This is a genomic window from Alishewanella sp. HL-SH05 (genome assembly GCF_052655985.1).
In genome coordinates this window covers 3,490,818-3,511,375 of record NZ_CP199753.1, presented here as the reverse complement: position 1 = coordinate 3,511,375, position 20,558 = coordinate 3,490,818, and the positions used below count along the sequence as shown (strand labels likewise).

Sequence of the window (20,558 nt, the reverse complement as noted above, 5' to 3'; positions counted from 1 at the left end):
CCCCTAGAACCCAAACTGCTCAATTAAGTAATGAACTTCTTATCACGCGAGTATTGTCTTTTAAGAGCTCCGCTTGGATTTTATTAATTTCATCAAATCGTTTTAATATTTTTAGTTGCTCATGCAACTTGGGCTTGGGTACTAACATCTCTTTAAAAATCTCGCTACCAAGCCTGCACGTTCCATGTGTTGACACAGAAACCTTTTGTAAAAATAAATCTGAATTTGCAATTAACCAATGAAGAATAAATCTAGGTTCAAATCCTTCATTTACAACTAATGCTTTCATGTCTTGATTAAAAGTTGAAACTTGATTTGTGATACCTACTGGAAAGGTATGCGCTAAAATCATACCTCTAACTACAATCATAATAGTATTTGGCTCAACAAGCCGAGTTCCATTATTAGCGCCGCTCTCTGTTACAGTTAGGATGGATTTTTTAAGCTCAACATCTTTCATATCCTTAGGACTAAACCAAGGTATGTTGCCATCCCAGTAATCGTTTCTATTTTTTGCCGGAGTACCACCGCTTTTCCATTCACCCACCTCACCTAGCGGCACCACCTCTCAATGAACTGGGATTTTACCTATAGGAGTTTCTTTAAATAATTCTGAGAATCCAAAACCTGAGAATAAACTTCTTCTCAATGATCTTTTAAGCCTGTCAAGTGAAAAGCGCCCCTCCCTTCGAACCGATTGTATTTGTTCTATCTTTTCAAGAATTTTGAGCTGCTTTCTTTGTTCATCTAATGAAGGAATTGTAAACTTCTGGATTGCTAAGTCTTTCCATTTAACTCTTGATGATAGGGAGCCAGCTGAAATACTTATTACTCGATTCATGAATGCCTCTGATTGCATGAAAAAAGGGAGGAAAGACGGCTCAATCAAACCCGCAATCGGCCGAATAACCATAGCATCACCAGAACAGATACCATCTATCGGAGAAATTGCAACTCGCTTCAAATATGTGTTTCTTCTAGCAAAAATAATGTCCCCTTTAGCAACTTTAAAAGCTTGAGCAGATAACTCCACATCTCCACCCCACTCATAAACTGCAAGATTTCCGGATATTAAGTGCTGTAATCCTATAAATTTCTTTTCATCACCTTGTTGGGGATGCACTCTTTCTAATATTTGCTCTGCAATATCACCAAACTGAACAGTTTGCTTCTCGCTCATCAGTGTACTTCCTTACCGTCTATTTGGTAACCTAACTCGGCTAAGCCCTCAAATAACTTGTTGTTTTGCTTCCTTAATTGTACACAGTTTGCTTTCCAGGTCTCGATCGCATGCTCAATATCATGCACTTCCTCATGATTATTAGCTTCTACGTAAAGAAGTATCGACAGGTTATAAAGGTTCTGTTTAATAGTGTCTAAGGGCACTAACGTTGCAATATCACTTTGCTTTTCCGGCTCGAAATAGGCTTCGCACAGCACTGCCAGGTCGTCACCCGATAAGCGGCTATGCGCCCGTTCGCGGGTTACATGCTCAACACCATTGATAAACAGCACCTTATTTTTGCGCTCGGCGGGCTTGTTGCAGTTAAGCACTACCACACACGATTCCATTGGTGAGTTGTAGAACAGGTTTGGCCCAAGGCCAATTACCGCTTCGATAATGTCAGACTCAATCACCTGCTTGCGAATAGCTTGCTCAGAATCGCGGAACAATACGCCATGTGGCCACAGCATGGCAGCGCGGCCAGTATCAGGCTTTAGGCTTTTAATGATATGGGTGTAAAAGGCATAGTCGGCGCAGCCCTGTGGCGGTACACCAAATAAATTGCGGCCATAAGGGTCGGCAGTAAATTTGTCGCGGTTCCACTTTTTAATGGAGTACGGCGGGTTGGCAAAGATAACGTCGAACTGCTTAAGCTGGTCGTTCTCGATGAATTTAGGCTCTGCCAGCGTATCACCGCGCAATACTTCAAACTCTTCGATATCATGCAAAAACATGTTCATACGAGCGATAGCGGAGGTAAGTAGGTTTACTTCCTGGCCGAACAACTTAACGCTACGCCATTCTTTTAAGTCTGAGCGTAAATCCATTACTGCATTAAGCAACATGCCTCCTGTACCACAAGTTGGGTCGTAGGCAGTTTCACCGGGTTTAAGCTGCATAATACGTGTCATTAAATGCACAACAGTGCGGTTGGTATAAAACTCCGCAGCGGTATGGCCAGAATCATCGGCAAACTTTTTAATCAGGTATTCGTAGGCTTCGCCGAGGTCATCTTGTTTAACCGATTTAATACCCAACGGGATTTTACTAAAGTGCTCAATAAGGTCGGCCAATAGATGATCAGGCAGGCGCTCTTTATTGGTCCACTGTGCATCACCAAATACACCGTGTAAACGCGGGTTATTGGCTTCAATTAACCGAAGAGCGGTTTGAATGGCCTCTCCAATATTCTTACTGGTATGGCGCACCTTTTCCCAGCGGGCTTCTTCCGGGATATCAAAGCGGTGATACATCGGCATAGCTGCGTATTCGGCATCGCCGTCATGGGCTTCTAGCGCTTCAACATATTCTTCTAAGTAAACGTCTGACAAACGCTTGTAAAAAAGCAGTGGGAATATGTACTGCTTGTAATCTGAGGCGTCAATTTGGCCGCGTAGAAACTCGGCAGCGCCCCAGAGTAAGTCTTCTAAATTCTTTTTATGCATGGTGCTCATAGTTCAAACCCTTCCTGGATAAGTAGGGCTTCAAGTTCTTGCTCTGCTTGCTCAAGGGCCGCTAATTTTTGCTGAAAGTCGCGTAGCGCTTCTTCTACAGTAATGGTTTCTTCTTCCAATGGCTTTTGCACGTAGCGGGCAATATTCAGGTTGAAATCGTTTTCGGCGATTTCATCCAGGTTTACCCAACGGGCAACACCCTCAATTTCATCGGCCTTGATGCCAGTTAAATATTGCTGTTTATAGATGCGGTAAATCTCATCCGACTGATCATTACTTAGCGTGTTTTGCGCTCGGCCTTTGGTGTAGATCTCTTCGGCATTGATAATGAGCACATGGTTATTATGCTCGGCTGGCCGTTTTTGCCGCAGCACCAAAATACAGGCCGGAATGCCAGTGCCGTAGAACAGGTTACTGGCAAGGCCAATAATGGCTTCTATCTTATTTTGTTTTAATAAGGCGGTTCTGATAGCGCCTTCAGCACCACCACGGAATAACACGCCATGCGGCAGCACCACGGCCATACGGCCTTTGTTGTTGAGTGAGGCCAACATATGCTGCACCCAGGCAAAATCACCGTTAGTTTGCGGTGCCAAGCCAAATTGCTTTCGGCCATAAGGATCGTTTTGCCATTTGTCATAGCCCCATTCTTTTAAGCTAAAAGGCGGGTTGGCAATAACACAATCAAAGGTTTCCAGCTGGTCATTAACAACAAATTTGGGATCACGCAGTGTATCGCCACGTAAGATTTGAAAGTCTTCCTGGCCGTGTAAGAACAGGTTCATCCGCGCAATAGCTTCGGTGGTTAGGTTCTTTTCCTGGCCTTTGATTTTTAGTAAACGTGGATCACCGCCGTTTTCTTTAACGTGGTGAATCGTTTCCAGCAACATACCGCCCGTACCGCAGGCCGGGTCATATATGCTTTCACCGGCAACTGGGTCCAGCACGTTAACCATTAGCCGGACAATAGTACGGGGGGTATAGAACTCACCGGCCTTTTTATTGGCTTTGTCGGCAAAGCGTTTAATCAGGTATTCATAGGCACGGCCCATGTCATCATCTCGCACGCTGGCAACGCCCAAATTCACTTTATTAAAGTGGTTTAGCAACGTTGATAGCAGCTCGTCTGATAAGCGTTCTTTATTGGTCCAACTGGCATCACCGAAAATGCCGTATAAATGCGGGTTAGCCACTTCGACCGCACGAAATGCATCTTTAAGTGCCTGACCGATATCTTTGGTTTTGGCGAATACCTTGCTCCAGTGCGCTTCTGCTGGAATTTTAATGCGGTGAAACATATCGCCACGGGCTAACTCTTCATCGGCCACCTGCGCCATAGCATCGGCAAATTCTTCGTCATACACATCGCAAATGCGTTTAAAGAACAGCACCGGGAAAATATAGGTTTTGTAGTCGGATGCATCGATGGGGCCGGTAATAATGTGCGCGGCATGCCATAGATGGGCTTCTAAATCTTTTAGGTTAATTAACGTCATTTAATACTCTGCAGTGTCTGCATTTGCCCCAAAGAGGGCATCATAAATTAATTCGATGCGATCGTACCGCACAAAGGCTTTTTTGCGAACTTCTCTGATATCAGGCCTTTCAGCTTTAACGCCATCTTTATTGCCTTTGGTGTGTTTAGCTACCTTGAACTGCGATATGTCGGGCAATGTTTCACCAGGTGCGCCGCCGAAAAATAAAAATGGACCAAGTTGCATAGTGGCTTCATCAAAGAAGATCCACAACACACAACCTGATGGCTTATTAGCGAGCGCAACATGTACTTTTTGATAGGCGGCTTTGGAATCAAGCTTTGCTGTTTTTAGCTGAATATGGCGCAGCACACCGTTGTCTTCGGCAATCATGTCGTAGCCTTGGTTGTCCACTTCAGGTTTGGATATTTCGATGCTGCAAGCACCGCGAGCCCATGACAATTTGAGCATCTCACCGATAATCAGATGCTCTATCAACTTTTCGCGGTATGAGGATTTGAGGAAATGCTGTTCCATTAGCTATAACTGTTCCTTGTACAAGCAATCAACAGATTGTAACCAACTAACTATGCCACAAAATAATTTTATTCAATACCACTTTTAATCAAGTATGCCACTTGCTAAGAGCACCTAACCATTTATGAATAAGGCCTAATTTGTGTTGCTCTGTTCATTCCTTCTTATCAACATATGGTTGATGGGTATTGATAAGCTCTTCAAAACGCTCCCTGCCAGATTCACCGACTAACCAAGCCGCAAAAGTTGTAGCACGAAACAAATCGAAAGTATCTGAACCTCCAAGTTCGTTGTAGAGATTAGTTTCTGTGCTGCGAGCGATACTCAGATCGTTTATAAATCTACCTGATTCCGGGATTGGTATTTTTATTTTTGTTTTGCGTATTTCTGGTAGCGTAAATTTTTTTTGCCTAATGCAGAGTTAAGCGATCGTTTCACAGCACTGAACGGAATTTTCGAACCTACGCAATAACGCACCGCGATATCCAGTGCCAAACAATCCTCCAGAAAAATCTCACATGGCTTGTTGTTCATTATTTATTCCTCTTAGTAATGAGTTAAGTATTGATAAAAGATCTGAGATAGCCCTGTGTAAAGAGTTTTTCTGAAGGGTGGCTGTTATATCAGAGACTAAGGGGGCAAATGGTTATAGTTGGCAAAAGATGTGACCGAAGGATATTTTGTTCCGAAAGCTTTAATTGGTTTTACGTGTATCCACCCAGCAGTTTTAGTTTTTGTATGCTTTAGAAAATTTATCGAATTAATACAGCCATTTCCAAATCTTGTGATCACGCAATATCTCTGGTGTATTTGGTTGTCATTAAAATATAGCTCGGCCACATATAGTTTAAACTCATCATAGCCGATAGAGCTCCTGAGAGGGCGCCCACTGATTTTTTGTGTTAGCCATATACATACCCTGGGGGTGCTTGCGTATGATGCGGTGTTGAGGGTTTTAGGGCGTTTTTGCGGTGCTTTATTTCTAGGGATATATACGATGGCAACTGTTTTTATGTGGGTTTGCCGAATGTTTTTGTCAAAGCTCAAATTTTGTAAAAATCCATACATTAAAAGATGCATATAATTGATACTGTGGTGCAATGTGCCTGCGCTATGTATTTCCCCTAAAAGCATGTTTTTCCGCCCTTATTCCGGTTTGCCGTGGAAGTTTTAAAACTAATAATGAAGTGGCGATGATTAATAATAAATACCACGATCGTTGTATTTATTTTGGTGCGTGGTAACGTGAATGATAGCCTTAGCTTATGATTACTATGTAAATATTTACATACTCCCTCTATGAATTGCTTTAAAAAACTGACTATAAGAAATTTTCTGAAATATTGTGTTTTTTTGTGAGGGATCTGGATGTGCTAGCTCTTGGTTCTCTAGGACTTTGCCTTTTATCCGGCGGCTGAAAGTTTAACAATTTGTATGCAATTTCTTGAGGCTCTGCTTGTTATGTGGTTAAGTGGTTTTGCTCCTTAAAATACGGTGATCTTTAGCTATATAATGGATAGTGATAAAAAATGGTTTGCATCGATTTTGCATAGATTTAGCATAGATTTTGGCGCTGCTTAAAAAACCATCTATGCAAAAAAAGGCTGTTTTAGCGTGTTTTTTGAACGATTCAAGGTGGATTTTGCATGTGAGTTTTTTTAAGGCTGCTTAAATCTATGCAAAATTGGTCAAAAAACGCTCATTTGCATAGATTTTATTTTCACCAGAAAATCAGAGCCCTTATGAATAAAGGGCTACAGAAGAAGTATAAGTTTTTTTATGTAGTTGCATGTTTTATATGGCAACTTGCAAGCTTCAAATTTCTTTTATAAATCTTTGTTTTCAGACCCACTACTAAACTCAAAATACAATCTTTAATTTGAGACTGAGCTGCTTGTTTGTTATCAAATTGTATGTGTTTTCCGGCGCGCTCGATAAGGAAAGTCAACAGCTCTCTTAGTGTTGAACTCATTTTATTTTTGAAAAATAGTTCATGGTTCAAGCTGAACACCTGCTTATGAATACCAATTTTCATCTCCGGAGAGAGGCCTTTCGACAAGTAATCCATTAATCCGATATCGATGCCCAACAACTCTTGCGAAGTTGTAATGTCATCATGAACGTTAAGTAGCTCTTCAGGTCGTTTAAGACGATTTAAATTGCGATGACATTTAATGTTGATTGCACTTTTCATGTTGGGTGTCGTCATTTTCCTGAGCCTGTCTCGAAGTTGAGTCTCCGTATCCGGATCAATTTCTCGTGTAACAATAACCATATGGAGATGAAAATTTTCAGCTTTTGATGGAGAATGCTCGATGACTACAATTCCTGCAAAGTTTCCTACCCCAAGAACGGCTGCCAGGTGATTAGCTATCTTTTGTTGTAATGAACGAACATTTTTACTTTTTATTAAACGGTCACTTTCTTCGTCTGAAAGGTACACAGTAATAAAGTAGCGTTTATAGCCACGCGCAAGCGCTAAATTGGTAAGTGATAAAAATTTATTCCGCAAATCCTGTGAATAATACCTTTTGCCTGACATCAATTTGACTCTGTACTGATCAGCATTTTGACTCTTCAGCAAGCGATAAACTACATCTGCGAAACTATCCAGCTCACTCGAAACATATTGATCAAAAATGTCCTCACATTCCTCCACGATGCGAAACGTTCCGCATTCAGAGGATAAATACGCATGTGGAAACTCGGCAAAGTTCTTACTGTACTTTTTCTGTATGCCGGACGTGATAGCCTCAATGTTACGAAGAAGCAAATATGGCATATATATAGTAATAAGTAATTTTACGCAAAGTGCTGCCTCGTGTTTTTCAATAGTGCGAGAAGCCAATTCTGAGTCGAGAATCCAGTGTCTGATAATCGACCTCTGAAGCATATCGAGCATCGCAGCAGTTTCACGAGTAATAGCACCTGTTTCTGCTTTAAAGGCAAATGCTTCTGTCGTGTATTGGCTAAAATTCTTAGGGTCAAAATTTTGAGCCCAGGTTTGAGTGCATGTTGTCATTAGGTTCTTTCTTTTTATCTTAAAACTACTAAATGACTAACTTAAAGGTACCTACTGGTTAAAAAGCTGCTTTCAGAAGCTAACTGGCCTCCAGAGCCCGTTAGATATGGGCTCTGGTGAGCTAGCATTAAAAAGTGAACATCAGTTTATTTTCACAGTGATACAAAATAGGCTAGTCGTGAAAATGATCAGTTAGGCCGCAATTTTCTTGCTGTTAAGCCACTCTTCGATATCGGCTAGTGACCAACGAATAGAATGCCTAGTAAGGCTTATGCCCTTTGGGAAGTCGCCACTTGTTCTAAGCCGCCAAATCGATGCTCGACTTAGTCCAACGAGTTCGGAGATTTGTTTTAGTGTTAATAAACGATTGGTCATGGTGTTGCTCCTGTATTTAATGTGTTTCAACAGGTGCAATCCTAAAGTATGTAAACGGGGACATACTTGTCGATAAATTCAAAATATATCAAAGAATATGAAAACATTATTTATTTCAATTTGTTAGTGCGTTTGGCAGAAAGATTCCTTTAACACGTTTCTTTGCTTGTGCCTTGTCAATTGGATTTGATGGACGCCTGTCTTCAGTATCACAAGGGGGGGCAAGGGTTAACTTGGGCCAGTCTCTTTTTTGCTTTCCTTTGAAAAGTGTTTCGAAAACATCATCAAGCTCGCTCATTAATGGAAGTCGGCCCAATGTTAGCATGCGCTCAATATACACCGACAAAATTGGGTCATGAATAGCGTCCGAAGACTTCATTTTAATATAAAGACGCTGCTTCACTTCCGACAGTGACGCGTTAGAGCCAAGATCCCCAAAAGTTAATTCTTCCAGATATAAGTAGCTTTCTCTTGCCCAAAGCATGAGTCCAGAGAAATCAATTTTAATGCCGGAAAGAGAGCGTACTATTGGCTTATGTAATTCTAGAAACACATTGCCAAATTCGTTTAGGTAAATTGTGGAGATTACTGTTTCACCATCAATAATAGCCTTAGCAACGTCTTCAAGTGTTATTTGTAATTCTTTGTGCCCTTCTGGAATGTGGTAGCGAAAATCTGCGTTGAAATTGTCGCCAGCTGTATATTGATCCTCAATAGACTGGGGATTAGTTATCTCATGGAAATAAGGCTTTTGGCCATTTGCTACTTCGTTACTAAATTTGTTGTACGTTACCAGTTTATTTTCCTCGAGTTCGTGAGGTTGGATTACGATATAGTAAATAATTTCACGACGTGGATTGGTCTGCTGCAAAAAGCGAGTAACGTCAGGGGCGTGCTTTGCTGATATTTTATTTAATGCTTCGTCGATGCGGAGTTCGGAGAGGGCATCTTTAAGGTTTATAAAACTTCTGTTCATTTAGTGTCATCTTTATCAGAAATCGATTTCCTGAGAGATTCTACAAGCGCCCATTAACTATGTCATACACATTGTTGATGATTATAATGATATGCATCGGGGATGTTGATATCAGACAAAGACGCGTGCAATTTAAAATGACAACCTAAATTACTGCTCTTTGCGCAATATACAGACCACTGGCTGCAATTTCTGTAGGCTACAATTTTCCTATCCAAGGACCATTGATTACACAATAATCCATTGATATAACATAAAGTTTTTAAGCTAAAAATAGATATCCAACCTCCGTCAAGGCTTAAATATAAATGCAAACTTTTTCCATATTCAGCTTTTTGCGGCCAACTACATATATTAACTTTCCTTCTATAATTTGTGCTTAGGATTGAATCGGTTCAATGCGCTAGACAGCTTATATGTTAGCTATATCACCGAATCTCCCACTGACATCAACAAAAGTTAAATACCCATTCATAGCACCAAATCACTGTCCGGCACGCACCAAGCGAACATATAGGTTGTTGCTCCCTACTGCACCCTCAGCATTGCCATTGATGAAGTCGACGTAATGCTTGAGAAAAGCTGCGCCGTTATTAGGCGATGACGACCAGAACAAATTTGCCGGCGTGTTCGGAAAAATATCAGTGTTAATTGCGGGTAAAAAGCAGCGCCCCTCAACAATGGAGTACAACTCTTTATGATTAGGTAGACGCCAGTCACTATAACCAGCGAACTCATGACTTTTCGCAGCGGCCAAGCCATTAGCCCAAGTTAATGTGCTTGCGCTGCCGGTACAGGTGCTACCATCCCAGCTTTGCCCTAAGCTGCAGCGCATCCACATTAACCCAGTGCTTTTGTGGGTAACGGTTCCATCACTGTGCACTGTGAAATCAATGTTCGGTGTAGTGGCGGGAACATTTTCTTGGCACGTTGCTGCATTGGCACTTAGAACTGACAATGCCAACAATAGCAAGCTAAACAGTGTTTTGGGAGTAAAGAGTATGGTCATTATGTTTTCCTATTGTTTGCTGAATTCAGAATTAACATGCTTACAAATTAAGCCAAGGCTTTTTTCCTTGTGAGTCCTTCGCTATTTTTGTTGTATCTATCGCCGGTCTGTGATTTTATGCTGCCAGCGTAACAGTCGGACTATACTTAACTTCATACCACCTTTTAAGTAGCGGCACTTGAGACCTGCCAGAGCGATGAGCACTCTGGCAAAAGTTTCTGACAGCAGCAAATGCTGTGTTCAAACTGCTCTATATCCAGTCGCGAAGAATATGCATCATTCCAAATAGTTAACTGGTTCAGCTGTCGCATTTTATTGTGCTCTGTGTTTAAAAAAAGTCACTGCCCAGAGCGCACCAACCTAACGCCGAATGCGACGTTCTTACCGATGGCGCCAGTTCTTCCATAGTCGAATGCCACATAAAAAGCTGATGTCGAAACCATTGCGTTGGGCGATGACGACCAGAACGTACCTGCCGTTACATGTGGAAAATAAGCAATATCAATTGATGGGAGAAAGCGGCCGTTATGCACAATGCTCAGCAATTCCCTGTGGGTTGGCATGCGCCAATCATTGGCTCCACATAAACCTTGACTATTGACCGCCTGCACAAAAGCATTGGTATCAGGAGCTGAGCTACTGATCGAGGGCAAGCCTGCATAACCGCCATTAGTATTACTGTCCGGGTTATACCAAGTATAACCTTTTTTAAAATCCCGCATGCCACCGTCAGTGGTTTTAACCTCCCAAATCAGTCCAGTGACATTATCCCGTACACAGCTCCACTGATTGCCAGCGGCTTCGGTTCCATTGGCTTCCCATGCGGCATTCTGAATTTCCAGTACGCTGCCGTCAGTGGCAATTTTGGTGTAATCGAAACCTGCTGCACCACCGCCAATTTTCGTAAGGGCACCCGTGCGCGCACTAGCATCACGCCCAAATTCACCGTCCTGTCCTTCAAAACCAGTAACTGGGCAGTCGAGGCTATTGGCTGTGTCACCATTGGCACACCAATCAATACCGGTATCGTTTAAACCACCAATGGGCGCAAAAGCAAATTTGGCGTTAATAGAGCAGGAGGCAGTAATGGCAGCGGTTGTATAGGTTTCTCCCGCTAAACTGCCCCCACAGCCAGTAACTTCGACAATTCGATAGTTATCATCTGGGATTGCACTGAATTGAGCTGTTTGCTCATGTAGCACGTTTAGGCTACCTGGGGTTATTTGCCCGCCTTCGGTGGCAATCGCGGTGACCATGTAGCTGTTTTGGTTAAAGCTTGCTTGCACACTACACGAACTGGTTATGGCACTTGTAGTATAGGTGTTCCCGTTTAAACTGCCGTTACAGCCACTAACACTTGCAATGCTAAAACCTGTTTGTGGGGTTAGTATAAAACTTGTGGTACCGCCATGAGCGACTATTGCACTGCCCGGGCTAATGCTGCCGCCTGAACCAGTTGTTGCCGAGACGGTGTAGCTATTAACGGTAAAGCTGGCTTGAACACTACATGTACTTGTAATCGCACCGGTGGTATAGGTGTTAGCGCTCAAGCTGCCGTTGCAACCTGTTACACTGGCAATGCTGTATCCCTCATCATATGTAACCGTGAAAGTAGCGACTTGGCCGTTTTGTACGTTACGGCTTGAAGGTGAAATTGCACCACCGGTTCCAGCACCTGCAGTTATAGTAAAGGTTGATGATGCAGAATCATTAACGCCTCCGCTGTCTGAACCACCGCCGCAAGCAGCAAGGAAAAAGCAACCACTTGCCATCAATCCAAAATTTACAATTTTTTTGTTGATTTGTAGACTCATGTATTACATATCCTTTGCGTTTGAGTATAAATCATAAAAGATAATTATTTTAACGATGTTAAAAAATTACTTGGTTTTAAACTTTTAATCTGAATAGTTCTGAGAGTCAATAATTAAAAATTATATTTCAAATGTTCGCTTCTGGCGCTAAATAATAGGTGCCCTTTGTGCAAATGATGATGTATTAAATTTGCAGCGAGTGTTCAAACGCGTGCAAATGTGCGGTCCTTTAGTTGCAATTGACCATGTAACTAGCAATTGACGTTATTTACTTCAAGCTTCGAAAATCGACTCTATAAATACTTAAGCAGAGATCATTCAAAAAAGTTAAAATAAATACAATTTTAAGCGGTTGCTTTTCAAGTTGTGTACACATGTGTGTGCACATTGATTGCAGCCTGAACTGAATGTGAGAAAATGCTTAATGAAATCAACAGATAACGAGAATTGGCAAGAATTTACCGCAGAAACTATCAGTGCCTTATTAGAAGATGGTAGCGATCCAGATGCGCTGTATACCGTTGAACATCATTTTTATGATAAAGACTTTAATAAACTTGAAAAACTGGCTGTTGAGCTGTTTAAGCTAGGTTATGAAGTGACCGACGCCGAAGAAGTTGAGTTTGAAGATGGCACCAATGCTTGGGTCTTCGATGCCATCTGTGAGCAAGCTTTAGATGAAGCCGCGATCACGGCAGATGCCATTAAATTGGAAGCCTTAGCGAAAAAACATCAGGTTGAATATGACGGCTGGGGCACCTACTTTGAAGGTGACGATGACGAAGCATTCGATGAAGAGTTTGACGAAGACGACGAAGCTTAATTTAGCTTGGGCTTGCTAGCTTCGCTGTTGTACACAGCGAAGCGGTTAGCCAACCGTGTTTATTTACTGGTTTGTTTGTAACGTTCTTCTGCTTCTACAATTTTATTTTTACCATCGGTAATTAACTGCTGCCCTTTTTTGATGGCCAGCTGACCTTCTTCTTGAGCGCTTTTACCGCGTGTGATCAGCTCGTTACCTTCTGCAATCTCTTCTTCCGCTTCTTCCCAAGCCTCAGCCAATTTTTCTAGTCTATTAACCATGTCATGGGCGGCTTTACTAGTGTTTAGGTTGTTTGCACTGAGCGCGAGTGTTTTGAATGCTTGGCGGTTTACTTGTAAATCTGTGTTGCCATTGGCGAATAACTTTTCGCCTTTACGGCTATAGTCTTTGCCATTAGCGAGTAATTTTTTGCCTTCTTTTAACAGGGCTTCGCCTTCACGCGTCTCTTTTTTGCCTTGTTCCCACATTTTTGAGATAGCAATTTGCGATTCACCTTCGGCTAAAATTCGTTCGCCAAAAGTGGGCGCCTTCGTGGCACAGCCAGCCAGACTCACTAAACCCGTCAGTAAAATCATTGTTGCGATAGTCTTCATAACATCAACCTCTTAAATTTTTTATTCGTACTGCCATACCGTTTTAAAAACTATCGTTGGTTCTGCGGCTAGATGCATTTTTCATCCTGCTAAGCTGAGGTATATCGGTGCGCCCAAGGTCATGTGCTGTTTTTCGGTCGAGTTTACCTTGCAACCAAAAGCTGTCATGCCTTATTGGTATTATGTGCTATTCCAAGGATTAATACTGTGTTGGCCGTTAAATAATATTTTTGTAAGCAAGAAGGTGAAAGTGCGTAAAGACCCGACGCTGAAAACACTCGCTATCGTCAAGCTGTGCATCAGGAGCGGTTGAGTGGCTAACTTATTTTAAGTTGGCTTGATGCTGTCTTTAATGATTTGCACATCGTCAGCATGCAGTAAAGCTTGCTCAGCACGAGTTAACGCACGCTGGCTATGATAAACGGCCGCCTCACGGTTTGCCGCTGAGCCCAGTAATGACAAAGACTGTAAGCCCTTTTGTAGACGAATTGACACCTCAAGGGTGCCGGCACCATCGCGCGCGATAGCGGTAAAGGCATCATCATACAGATCGCGCATCGTAAGCTCTGGCACGGCGACACGCGGAAAAATGATCTTAGCTTGTTGCTGCTCCGCGTCGGTGAGTGGCTGATTCCACAAGGCGATTAATCGCACTAAGGCACCAATGATATTGATGGCTGTACCGGGGTCATTAATAGCCGGTGACAGAGCTCGCCCAGCAATCTCCGATAACACGACTAAACCAAAGCGAGGATCATCGACAAATAGGCGCTCACGGCCAATTTGAAACGCCTTGGCAATGCAGTGGTCTTGTTCTTGGGCCTGTACAGATAATTGATGCACATAAGCAAGTACGCGATTCGGTGCGGCAAAGGTACCCGGTAGTGCGGCTACCTCAACATGTACATTCATTTTGTCTGCCCACTCTTGAATAGCAGACATATCAATATGTTGCACATAGCCAATCTCGTTTGCAAAAACGGGGTGGCCTTGGCTGGCGTCAACTGAAGTGGGGATACCACATAATGTTGGGAAGATGCGGCGGCGTTCTAAAGCCGCGGCGGTGGCCAATTCCACTCTTTCGATAGTAGAGCCCAGCCGCCCCAGTCGGGCAATCCGATCAACCCAGCGGACAAAAACAGTGATCACCAAACCAAATACGAATATGGTCAGAGCAAACAAAATAAATAAGCCTGCTTTGTCAAAAAAGCTATTTTTTAACGCCGCGATGGCCACTACACTAAAGATAAAAGCGCCAACAAAAGTTGATAATGCATTTTGTGAAACATCGTCGGCGACCATTAAACGAAATGCACGAGGCGTTGCCGAGTTACTGGCGGAGTTGTAGGCGGATAGCATCGAGGTGACCGAAAACGTTGCAATCACTAACATACTAGAGGCCATAATCGACAATAAGCTCTCCACCGAGTCGATGCTGATATGGGGCACCCATTTTATCAATGCTGTGCCATCGGCCAGTTTGGCGATAAAAACCGCCGCAATCGACAATAAACACACAGCTAAAGGCCGCACCCATAGCCGCTCGTGTAACTGATTAAGTAAAAAGCGTAAACGGTCAATCGATACTAAAGCGGGCATGTGTATTCCTCTTTTCGGCTAAAGGGGGCTAGCGTGCAGCTAAACCTCGACTATTGCGGCTTTAGTTTGTCGGTACAGCAATTAATATTAAATCTTGCTGTGGCGCTGTTAAGAATTGTGCGCCTGCATCGGTAATCACCACCATTTCTTCTACAGAAATCGTTTTCGTTTGCTGTTGGGCGCTCCCTGGATAATACCAACTGTAAAAGCCGTCATAGGAAAAGGTCATGCCAGCGTCGAGTTGCCGCTCGGAAGCAATGCGCACGCCCAGATTCGGGCCAGTATCATGTGCGACATAGCCAACCGGATGGCCCGTGCTCCACATGACGGGCAGTGAGCCTGCTTTGGCCATCACTTCGAGTTGCGCTTGATGCACGCTGTTTCCTGTAACCCCCGGCTTCATTGCCGCAAATGCTGCTCTACCGCCTGCTAGGGCGCTATCCCAGGCATGTTGAATGGCCGCTGGCGCTTTATTTTCGCCGGGTTTGAGCACATAAGCAAAGCGCTGAATATCCGTCACCCAATGATCGAAAACACGAATACCAAAATCGATTTGAATAACATCGCCTGGTTGGATCACGCGAGGAGTGGCATGAGAGTGACCACGGTCTGGGCCTGAGTTAACCGCAGGGTTTTGATCTGATGCCCAAGCATCTTGCACACCGGCCTCTGCCATTTTTTGTTTTAAATAATTCGCAATATCTAGATCTGTGGTAACGCCGGGGATAACGTGCTGATAAGCTTCATATTGCCAGTCTGATGTCAGGCGAGCCGCTTGTGCCATTATGGCCACTTCCGCCGGTAATTTACGAGCAAGCCAGTAGTAAATGAGCGGCTCTGCGGCAACGAGAGTTAACTCACTGCCTTGCAGTGCTGCTGTCAGCGCTAAATATTGTGAGTGGCTTAAACCATCAGCTTGTGGGTTTTGACTAAAACTATTTACCGCCAATTCACCACGAATGTTTTGTATTTTTAACCACGCTGCTGCGGCGGCAATGGCATCTTGTTGTTTTGCTACTTCAATCACTTCATTAAAGCGTTGTAGCTCTTTTAAGGCGGTCGCTTCACTGCTGGGTGAAAAAATACGCGACATCACCCCTGTTGGAGTGCGACTGAACAGCACCACCGCAGTACCGCCAGCGTTTTCACAGCCAACGTGTTTGGCGAGTGGATCGTTGTCATTTTCACGGCAAACAATGAACCAATGTGTTACGCCTGTGTGATCCATGGCTTTGGGCAGTAAGGTCGCGATTCGTTGTTGCAGAATATCAGGCCAAGGAGAGGGCCCGCTAAACGCTGGCTGCGTTAGGGATTGAGCCGCCTGGGGCGACACGACGGGCGGTTCGGCAGGGGTATGAAAAGCAATAAACGCCAAGTTAAGCACGATTAGCGGCACTAGCGCGCGGGTTGATTTCATTCGAGGTTATCCTTTTTAGTCTAAACGCTTAACAGCGCACAACCACTGTTTTGCCGATAAAGTCATGTAACGCGCGACGTTTGTGATTAAAGAGCATGGTGACGAACTCTGAAATACTCCACACTACAGCGAAAACAGCAAAACTCATAATCGCGACGGTTAAGGTTGAGCTAATCGTGCCACTGGTTACGATTGATAGTGCAACCGTAAGCAGCAAGCTGATATAGATAATGTTGAGCGCTAAGTTCACTGATTCGCGACGCAGCGCTTGCTTTAACGAGATGGCCGACTCAGAGGCATGATCCAGCACTTTTACTTTAGTGATCATTTTGCCCAGCGTTTGACCAAAATAGCCATGCATCACTAGGGTATAAATTGATAACTGCAGACCGTTAAAGGCATGCAGTAACGTGTTTTGGTTACTGTATTCAATCCCAAATAACAGGCTCTCGATATAGAGGATTAACGTAAACAGCAAACCATCGATAATCGCTGCACCAAAGCGCGGCCAAAAAGTGGCATATTTAGACACCGCTTTACTTGGCAAAGGTTCGATTGGTACTGTGGCTAACGAGGCCATTGCTTTATGCTGATGTTGCTCGAGTAAATGTAAAACGGTGGCATAGCGATCGGGAAATTGCGCTTGGTCGAGATATTTTTTGGCCTCGAGCAATTCGTCATAAGAATAGCGGCTAAAATCGGGATTGAATTCCATTTGCGATAAATCCTGTTTACGTTTTGACTCGTTTTGCTGCCTTCAGCTTATTTAGCCAAGTTACCTGCTTCAAGGATCGGTAAGCCGGCTTCAGTAGGAATATAAATTCTTTCGCCTTTGCCATCCTGTAAGCCTTTGATCCAGATATACCGCAAATATTCTGTATTGCCTTTTAGCGACTCACCAATAATACGGTTGGACTCTGCAGCGGCTTTGGCTCGTTCAATATCGGCTAGGCCTTCGGCTTTGGCTCTCACCACCGCCGCTTTACCTTCGGCTTCTGCCAGCGTCACTCGGGCATTGGCTTGCATTAAGGCGGCCGTTTCTCGCGCTCGAGCTTCTTCAATTAAGATTTGTTTTGACCATTCGGCTTCTTTTTACGCGGCACGACCTTGCATCTCCATGCGGTATAAGTTGTATTTAGGCCAGGCCCAAAACGACATAACAATAACGGCCACGCTAATCAACAAAAGCATAAACAAGGAGCCTACTGCGAGTGCTTGTCTGTTTTGATACATTAATAAATCCTTTTTTCAGAGCGGTTTTTGGGATGTACTTTAGCTGAGCCGAAAATTGCTTTGGTTTTGCTAATAATTATGTAGCATAAGTTAGTTTAATCTTTTACAAAGCACAACACTTGATTACCTTGGCATAGTGACCACGAATCGATGTTAAAGCGCTAATGTCACAGATGATTTTTGATGCTGATCTTGCTGGATTACTCTAGATTTTGCTCTGAGCGCACTGCTAACTGTTCATGACCATGCCATAACCGTAATAAGATGCAGTTTAACCAAACATGTTATGGATAATATTAAGCGATGATTTGACTGCATGACTTTCGATTTTGGTCTGAGCGCACGGCTAACTCAACATGACCATGCCATAACCGTAACAAAATGCAGTTTAACCAAACATGTTATGCATAATATTAAGCGATGGCTTGGCAGGATTATTCCTGATATTTATCTGACCAAACAGCAAATTCATTGCCGCTAGGCTCAGTGAAATGAAAGCGGTGGCCACCAGGAAAGCTAAAAATAGGTTTAACCACAGTGCCACCGGCTGCGCTAATCTTTTTTAGGGTTTGCTCAAGCTGTTCACTATAAAAGATCAGCAAGGCCGCACCATGCTGTGTGTTCGAGCAGAGATCGGCTTGAAAAAAGCCTCCCTCTAATCCCTGATCGCTAAAAGCAGTGTACTGGGGCCCATAATCGACAAAGCTCCAATTAAAAACCTGTTGAAAGAACAGCTTTGTCGCCGCTAAATCAACGGCAGGCAATTCAACATAGTGTAACTTTTCATGCTGCATTAGTAACTCCGGTATCTGAGTGAGGTCCGGTCTGTCTCTGAGTAAGGTCCGATCTGTCTCTGAGTGAGGTCAGACCTGTCGCAGAGTTTGGTTAAAGCCGTGTCTGAGTATGGTCTGGCCAAAGGGTTTAACCTTGGGCTAGGTTTTGTTAACGCTGGATTGAAATGCGTTTGATTTCAGCAATCGCGATCCGCTCATCGGTTTTTTTAGTTTTTAAATACAGCCAGTAATCATCAAATTTAGTCACCACGCCTGACACTGCATACTCGTTCCACTGGGTACAATTTAAAAATACTTTCACTGTCTTGCCGGGTAATTCATTAAACATCGTTGCTCCTACACATGTTTAGTTTGCACTTAGCTAGCGTATATAAAGCTTGGCTAACTGGCTAATTAAGATATCCGCAGCCTTTCAGTGTGGCTTAATCCTTCGCTGTTCGTGGCCAGACCAGTGTCTGAGTGTGGTACAACCAGTCTCTGAGTGCGGTCTGACCAGTGTCTGAGTGCGGTCGGATGAGATAGGTTAAACGCTAGGGTTATTTGGCGTCTTGAGCCAGCCATTCGTTAAATAGCGCGAAGCCCTGTTCGGTGACGGGGATGGCGATATTGGTCAGTAGAACCAAGCCTTTTTCGGTTTTTAGGTCAAAAATCACTAAGCTGAAGAAACCGGCTGTTTGGCCGTTATGCCAAAGCCACTGCTGCTCGGTTAGCATCCAGCCTGGCGTCATGGCAGGTTGCTCGGTGGTGGGTAGTGCGGTTAGCCATTGTTGCAGTGCTTTATCTTTGGCGTGGTGTTGGAAAATATGGCGCAGCATAGTGGCCATATCTTCAATGGAAGCGACGACCGCGCCAGCGCCGGCTAAGCTGTCGAATTGCCAATTGGGCACGGTGTCGGCACTGATCGCATAGCCGCTAGCAAGATCTTTAAAGCTTTGCTTGCTAGTTTGCACTCCCGCCGTTTTCATGCCTAATGGTTGCAATACTTGCTGCTGCATTAAGCTGGAATAAGGTATCTTTGCTTGCTGCCCTGCTAAGTAGCCCAGCAAGCCATAACCAAAATTGGAATAACCAAAGGCTTTTTCAGCAAACTCGGTGTTTGCGAGCGCGGCTTTCAGTGCCGCTTCATCATAACGGGCATAAGGGTTGCTCAAATTATCCAGCGGTAAATTGGCGGGTAACCGGGGCAAACCACTGCGATGGGTCAGTAATTCTGCCAGAGTATAGTGATGTGTTGCGAGCTCGGGTAGGGCGCTTTGCTGAGCCAGCGGGGTGTCTAGCTGCCACTTGCCTTGTTGCAGTTGTTTGATAATAGCCAATGCCGTTAAAGGTTTGGTAATAGAGCCGATCTCAAACAGTGTGTTTTGACTCACCGCTTGCTGCTTTGCTACATTGGCTTGCCCATGCAGCTGATAGCGCACTGTTTGGCCATCCACCCAAGCGATGGCCACGCCGTGCTGACCAAATTCAGCACTCAGCCATTCACTCACCTTGCTTAGCGTTGGTGTTAGCGGCTGAGTTACCGGCTTTTTTTTTAGGATAAGCGGTATAGCTTGGCCTTGTATAAAGCTGCCTTGCCACGCGTCATCTTGCCAAGTGCCCTGATAGCTGGCATTAATCATGGATGAGCCAAAGCGCAATTGCTGCTCACTAATACTGAATTGATCAACTGGAATACCATAACTTTGCTGTTTAGGGCTGTCGAGGGTGACATAATAACCGTTGGTAATTACCGCGATATTTAACACTAAAGGCAAACTGGCGTTGGCATTGATTTGCAACTCACCGAACAGCTGTTGTTCATGTACCAGCCGTGCTTCGTCGCTTTTCGTCAAGCGGCTTAAGGTTAGTGGCATTGGCCGACCTTGGGTAAAGGTCCCGCTGAGGGTTTCACCGTCAAATGTGCCAGTGAAAGCTGCTTTTAAGGCATCGACGGTAAAGTTTAAGGTATTGTCTTGTATGGTCATACTGCTAACGGCAATGTCGTTCGAATGTTGATTAGGACTGCGTAGTAATAGCTGATAGCCTTCAGTGCTGGATTGTATATGCAGTGCCAAGGTCAGGCCGCTGTTTGGTGATGTGGCTAGCACTCCACGCCAATGGCCACTGATATCGGCTGCATTCACATTCAGGCTAAGTGCTAAGCTGCTAATAAGCATAAGTAAAGATTTCATCTGATGTATTCCTTTTACACACAGTGAACAGTATAGACAGG

General features: G+C 43.9%; 20 protein-coding genes. 1 reads left to right on the top strand and 19 read right to left on the bottom strand.

Features of this window, described 5'->3' with window-relative positions; all coding sequences use genetic code 11:
- Positions 1-19: 19 nt before the first annotated feature.
- From ACUJFL_RS16085 to ACUJFL_RS16040, 10 genes are all read right to left on the bottom strand, one after another.
- A complete protein-coding gene (locus tag ACUJFL_RS16085) occupies positions 20-562 on the bottom strand; it encodes a restriction endonuclease subunit S (protein WP_445428011.1) in 543 nt (180 codons plus the stop codon).
- A 6-nt stretch (positions 563-568) separates the two neighbouring features.
- Positions 569-1,180 carry a restriction endonuclease subunit S gene (locus ACUJFL_RS16080; RefSeq protein ID WP_445428010.1) on the bottom strand — a complete coding sequence of 204 codons (612 nt, stop codon included), beginning with the start codon at positions 1,178-1,180 and terminating at the stop codon, positions 569-571.
- A complete protein-coding gene (locus ACUJFL_RS16075) occupies positions 1,180-2,679 on the bottom strand; it encodes a type I restriction-modification system subunit M (protein ID WP_445428009.1) in 1,500 nt (499 codons plus the stop codon). Before ACUJFL_RS16075 ends, ACUJFL_RS16080 begins: the two co-directional genes overlap by 1 nt.
- Entirely contained in the window at positions 2,676-4,175 is a 1,500-nt protein-coding gene (locus ACUJFL_RS16070; protein ID WP_445428008.1) for an N-6 DNA methylase, read from the bottom strand. Before ACUJFL_RS16070 ends, ACUJFL_RS16075 begins: the two co-directional genes overlap by 4 nt.
- Positions 4,176-4,691 (bottom strand): group I intron-associated PD-(D/E)XK endonuclease, encoded by a 516-nt coding sequence (locus ACUJFL_RS16065; protein WP_445428007.1) that lies wholly within the window; start codon positions 4,689-4,691, stop codon positions 4,176-4,178.
- Between the two features lie 1,777 nt (positions 4,692-6,468).
- Positions 6,469-7,713, bottom strand: coding sequence for a hypothetical protein (locus ACUJFL_RS16060; RefSeq protein ID WP_445428006.1), 1,245 nt, complete (start codon positions 7,711-7,713; stop codon positions 6,469-6,471).
- Between the two features lie 192 nt (positions 7,714-7,905).
- Positions 7,906-8,088 carry a helix-turn-helix transcriptional regulator gene (locus ACUJFL_RS16055; RefSeq protein WP_445428005.1) on the bottom strand — a complete coding sequence of 61 codons (183 nt, stop codon included), beginning with the start codon at positions 8,086-8,088 and terminating at the stop codon, positions 7,906-7,908.
- A 115-nt stretch (positions 8,089-8,203) separates the two neighbouring features.
- Positions 8,204-9,064: a hypothetical protein gene (locus tag ACUJFL_RS16050; protein ID WP_445428004.1), complete on the bottom strand. Its 861-nt coding sequence runs from the start codon at positions 9,062-9,064 to the stop codon at positions 8,204-8,206.
- A gap of 484 nt (positions 9,065-9,548) precedes the next feature.
- Complete coding sequence (locus ACUJFL_RS16045) at positions 9,549-10,073, bottom strand: Lcl C-terminal domain-containing protein (protein ID WP_445428003.1); 525 nt, start codon at positions 10,071-10,073, stop codon at positions 9,549-9,551.
- 338 nt (positions 10,074-10,411) lie between these two features.
- A complete protein-coding gene (locus ACUJFL_RS16040) occupies positions 10,412-11,887 on the bottom strand; it encodes an Lcl C-terminal domain-containing protein (protein WP_445428002.1) in 1,476 nt (491 codons plus the stop codon).
- A 424-nt stretch (positions 11,888-12,311) separates the two neighbouring features.
- On the opposite strand from ACUJFL_RS16040, the gene rraB reads away from it, so the two are divergent.
- Complete coding sequence (gene rraB / locus ACUJFL_RS16035) at positions 12,312-12,710, top strand: ribonuclease E inhibitor RraB (RefSeq protein WP_445428001.1); 399 nt, start codon at positions 12,312-12,314, stop codon at positions 12,708-12,710.
- 59 nt (positions 12,711-12,769) lie between these two features.
- On the opposite strand, the gene ACUJFL_RS16030 is transcribed toward rraB, so the two are convergent.
- The 9 genes from ACUJFL_RS16030 to ACUJFL_RS15990 all read right to left on the bottom strand — a co-directional run bounded on the left by ACUJFL_RS16030 (position 12,770) and on the right by ACUJFL_RS15990 (position 20,517).
- Positions 12,770-13,303, bottom strand: a complete 534-nt coding sequence (locus ACUJFL_RS16030; protein ID WP_445428000.1) for a hypothetical protein — start codon at positions 13,301-13,303, stop codon at positions 12,770-12,772.
- A 327-nt stretch (positions 13,304-13,630) separates the two neighbouring features.
- Complete coding sequence (locus tag ACUJFL_RS16025) at positions 13,631-14,902, bottom strand: DUF2254 domain-containing protein (RefSeq protein ID WP_445427999.1); 1,272 nt, start codon at positions 14,900-14,902, stop codon at positions 13,631-13,633.
- Positions 14,903-14,963: 61 nt separating this feature from the next.
- Positions 14,964-16,319: a M24 family metallopeptidase gene (locus tag ACUJFL_RS16020; protein ID WP_445427998.1), complete on the bottom strand. Its 1,356-nt coding sequence runs from the start codon at positions 16,317-16,319 to the stop codon at positions 14,964-14,966.
- Positions 16,320-16,347: 28 nt separating this feature from the next.
- On the bottom strand, positions 16,348-17,034 hold the full coding sequence (locus ACUJFL_RS16015) for an RDD family protein (protein WP_445427997.1): 687 nt from the start codon (positions 17,032-17,034) through the stop codon (positions 16,348-16,350).
- A gap of 47 nt (positions 17,035-17,081) precedes the next feature.
- A complete protein-coding gene (locus ACUJFL_RS16010) occupies positions 17,082-17,345 on the bottom strand; it encodes a hypothetical protein (protein WP_445427996.1) in 264 nt (87 codons plus the stop codon).
- A 66-nt stretch (positions 17,346-17,411) separates the two neighbouring features.
- On the bottom strand, positions 17,412-17,552 hold the full coding sequence (locus ACUJFL_RS16005; RefSeq protein ID WP_445427995.1) for a hypothetical protein: 141 nt from the start codon (positions 17,550-17,552) through the stop codon (positions 17,412-17,414).
- 434 nt (positions 17,553-17,986) lie between these two features.
- Entirely contained in the window at positions 17,987-18,346 is a 360-nt protein-coding gene (locus ACUJFL_RS16000) for a VOC family protein (RefSeq protein ID WP_226751751.1), read from the bottom strand.
- 148 nt (positions 18,347-18,494) lie between these two features.
- Positions 18,495-18,674: a hypothetical protein gene (locus ACUJFL_RS15995; protein ID WP_229587258.1), complete on the bottom strand. Its 180-nt coding sequence runs from the start codon at positions 18,672-18,674 to the stop codon at positions 18,495-18,497.
- 208 nt (positions 18,675-18,882) lie between these two features.
- Positions 18,883-20,517 (bottom strand): serine hydrolase domain-containing protein, encoded by a 1,635-nt coding sequence (locus tag ACUJFL_RS15990; protein WP_445427994.1) that lies wholly within the window; start codon positions 20,515-20,517, stop codon positions 18,883-18,885.
- Between the last annotated feature and the right edge of the window lie 41 nt (positions 20,518-20,558).

Bases quoted from the DNA above. Each gene is read 5' to 3' on its own strand.
- ACUJFL_RS16080 (WP_445428010.1), bottom strand. From the start codon at position 1,180: ATGAGCGAGAAGCAAACTGTTCAGTTTGGTGATATTGCAGAGCAAATA.
- ACUJFL_RS16075 (WP_445428009.1), bottom strand. From the start codon at position 2,679: ATGAGCACCATGCATAAAAAGAATTTAGAAGACTTACTCTGGGGCGCT.
- ACUJFL_RS16070 (WP_445428008.1), bottom strand. From the start codon at position 4,175: ATGACGTTAATTAACCTAAAAGATTTAGAAGCCCATCTATGGCATGCC.
- ACUJFL_RS16065 (WP_445428007.1), bottom strand. From the start codon at position 4,691: ATGGAACAGCATTTCCTCAAATCCTCATACCGCGAAAAGTTGATAGAG.
- ACUJFL_RS16060 (WP_445428006.1), bottom strand. From the start codon at position 7,713: ATGACAACATGCACTCAAACCTGGGCTCAAAATTTTGACCCTAAGAAT.
- ACUJFL_RS16055 (WP_445428005.1), bottom strand. From the start codon at position 8,088: ATGACCAATCGTTTATTAACACTAAAACAAATCTCCGAACTCGTTGGA.
- ACUJFL_RS16050 (WP_445428004.1), bottom strand. From the start codon at position 9,064: ATGAACAGAAGTTTTATAAACCTTAAAGATGCCCTCTCCGAACTCCGC.
- ACUJFL_RS16045 (WP_445428003.1), bottom strand. From the start codon at position 10,073: ATGACCATACTCTTTACTCCCAAAACACTGTTTAGCTTGCTATTGTTG.
- ACUJFL_RS16040 (WP_445428002.1), bottom strand. From the start codon at position 11,887: ATGAGTCTACAAATCAACAAAAAAATTGTAAATTTTGGATTGATGGCA.
- rraB (WP_445428001.1), top strand. From the start codon at position 12,312: ATGAAATCAACAGATAACGAGAATTGGCAAGAATTTACCGCAGAAACT.
- ACUJFL_RS16030 (WP_445428000.1), bottom strand. From the start codon at position 13,303: ATGAAGACTATCGCAACAATGATTTTACTGACGGGTTTAGTGAGTCTG.
- ACUJFL_RS16025 (WP_445427999.1), bottom strand. From the start codon at position 14,902: ATGCCCGCTTTAGTATCGATTGACCGTTTACGCTTTTTACTTAATCAG.
- ACUJFL_RS16020 (WP_445427998.1), bottom strand. From the start codon at position 16,319: ATGAAATCAACCCGCGCGCTAGTGCCGCTAATCGTGCTTAACTTGGCG.
- ACUJFL_RS16015 (WP_445427997.1), bottom strand. From the start codon at position 17,034: ATGGAATTCAATCCCGATTTTAGCCGCTATTCTTATGACGAATTGCTC.
- ACUJFL_RS16010 (WP_445427996.1), bottom strand. From the start codon at position 17,345: ATGCAAGCCAATGCCCGAGTGACGCTGGCAGAAGCCGAAGGTAAAGCG.
- ACUJFL_RS16005 (WP_445427995.1), bottom strand. From the start codon at position 17,552: ATGTATCAAAACAGACAAGCACTCGCAGTAGGCTCCTTGTTTATGCTT.
- ACUJFL_RS16000 (WP_226751751.1), bottom strand. From the start codon at position 18,346: ATGCAGCATGAAAAGTTACACTATGTTGAATTGCCTGCCGTTGATTTA.
- ACUJFL_RS15995 (WP_229587258.1), bottom strand. From the start codon at position 18,674: ATGTTTAATGAATTACCCGGCAAGACAGTGAAAGTATTTTTAAATTGT.
- ACUJFL_RS15990 (WP_445427994.1), bottom strand. From the start codon at position 20,517: ATGAAATCTTTACTTATGCTTATTAGCAGCTTAGCACTTAGCCTGAAT.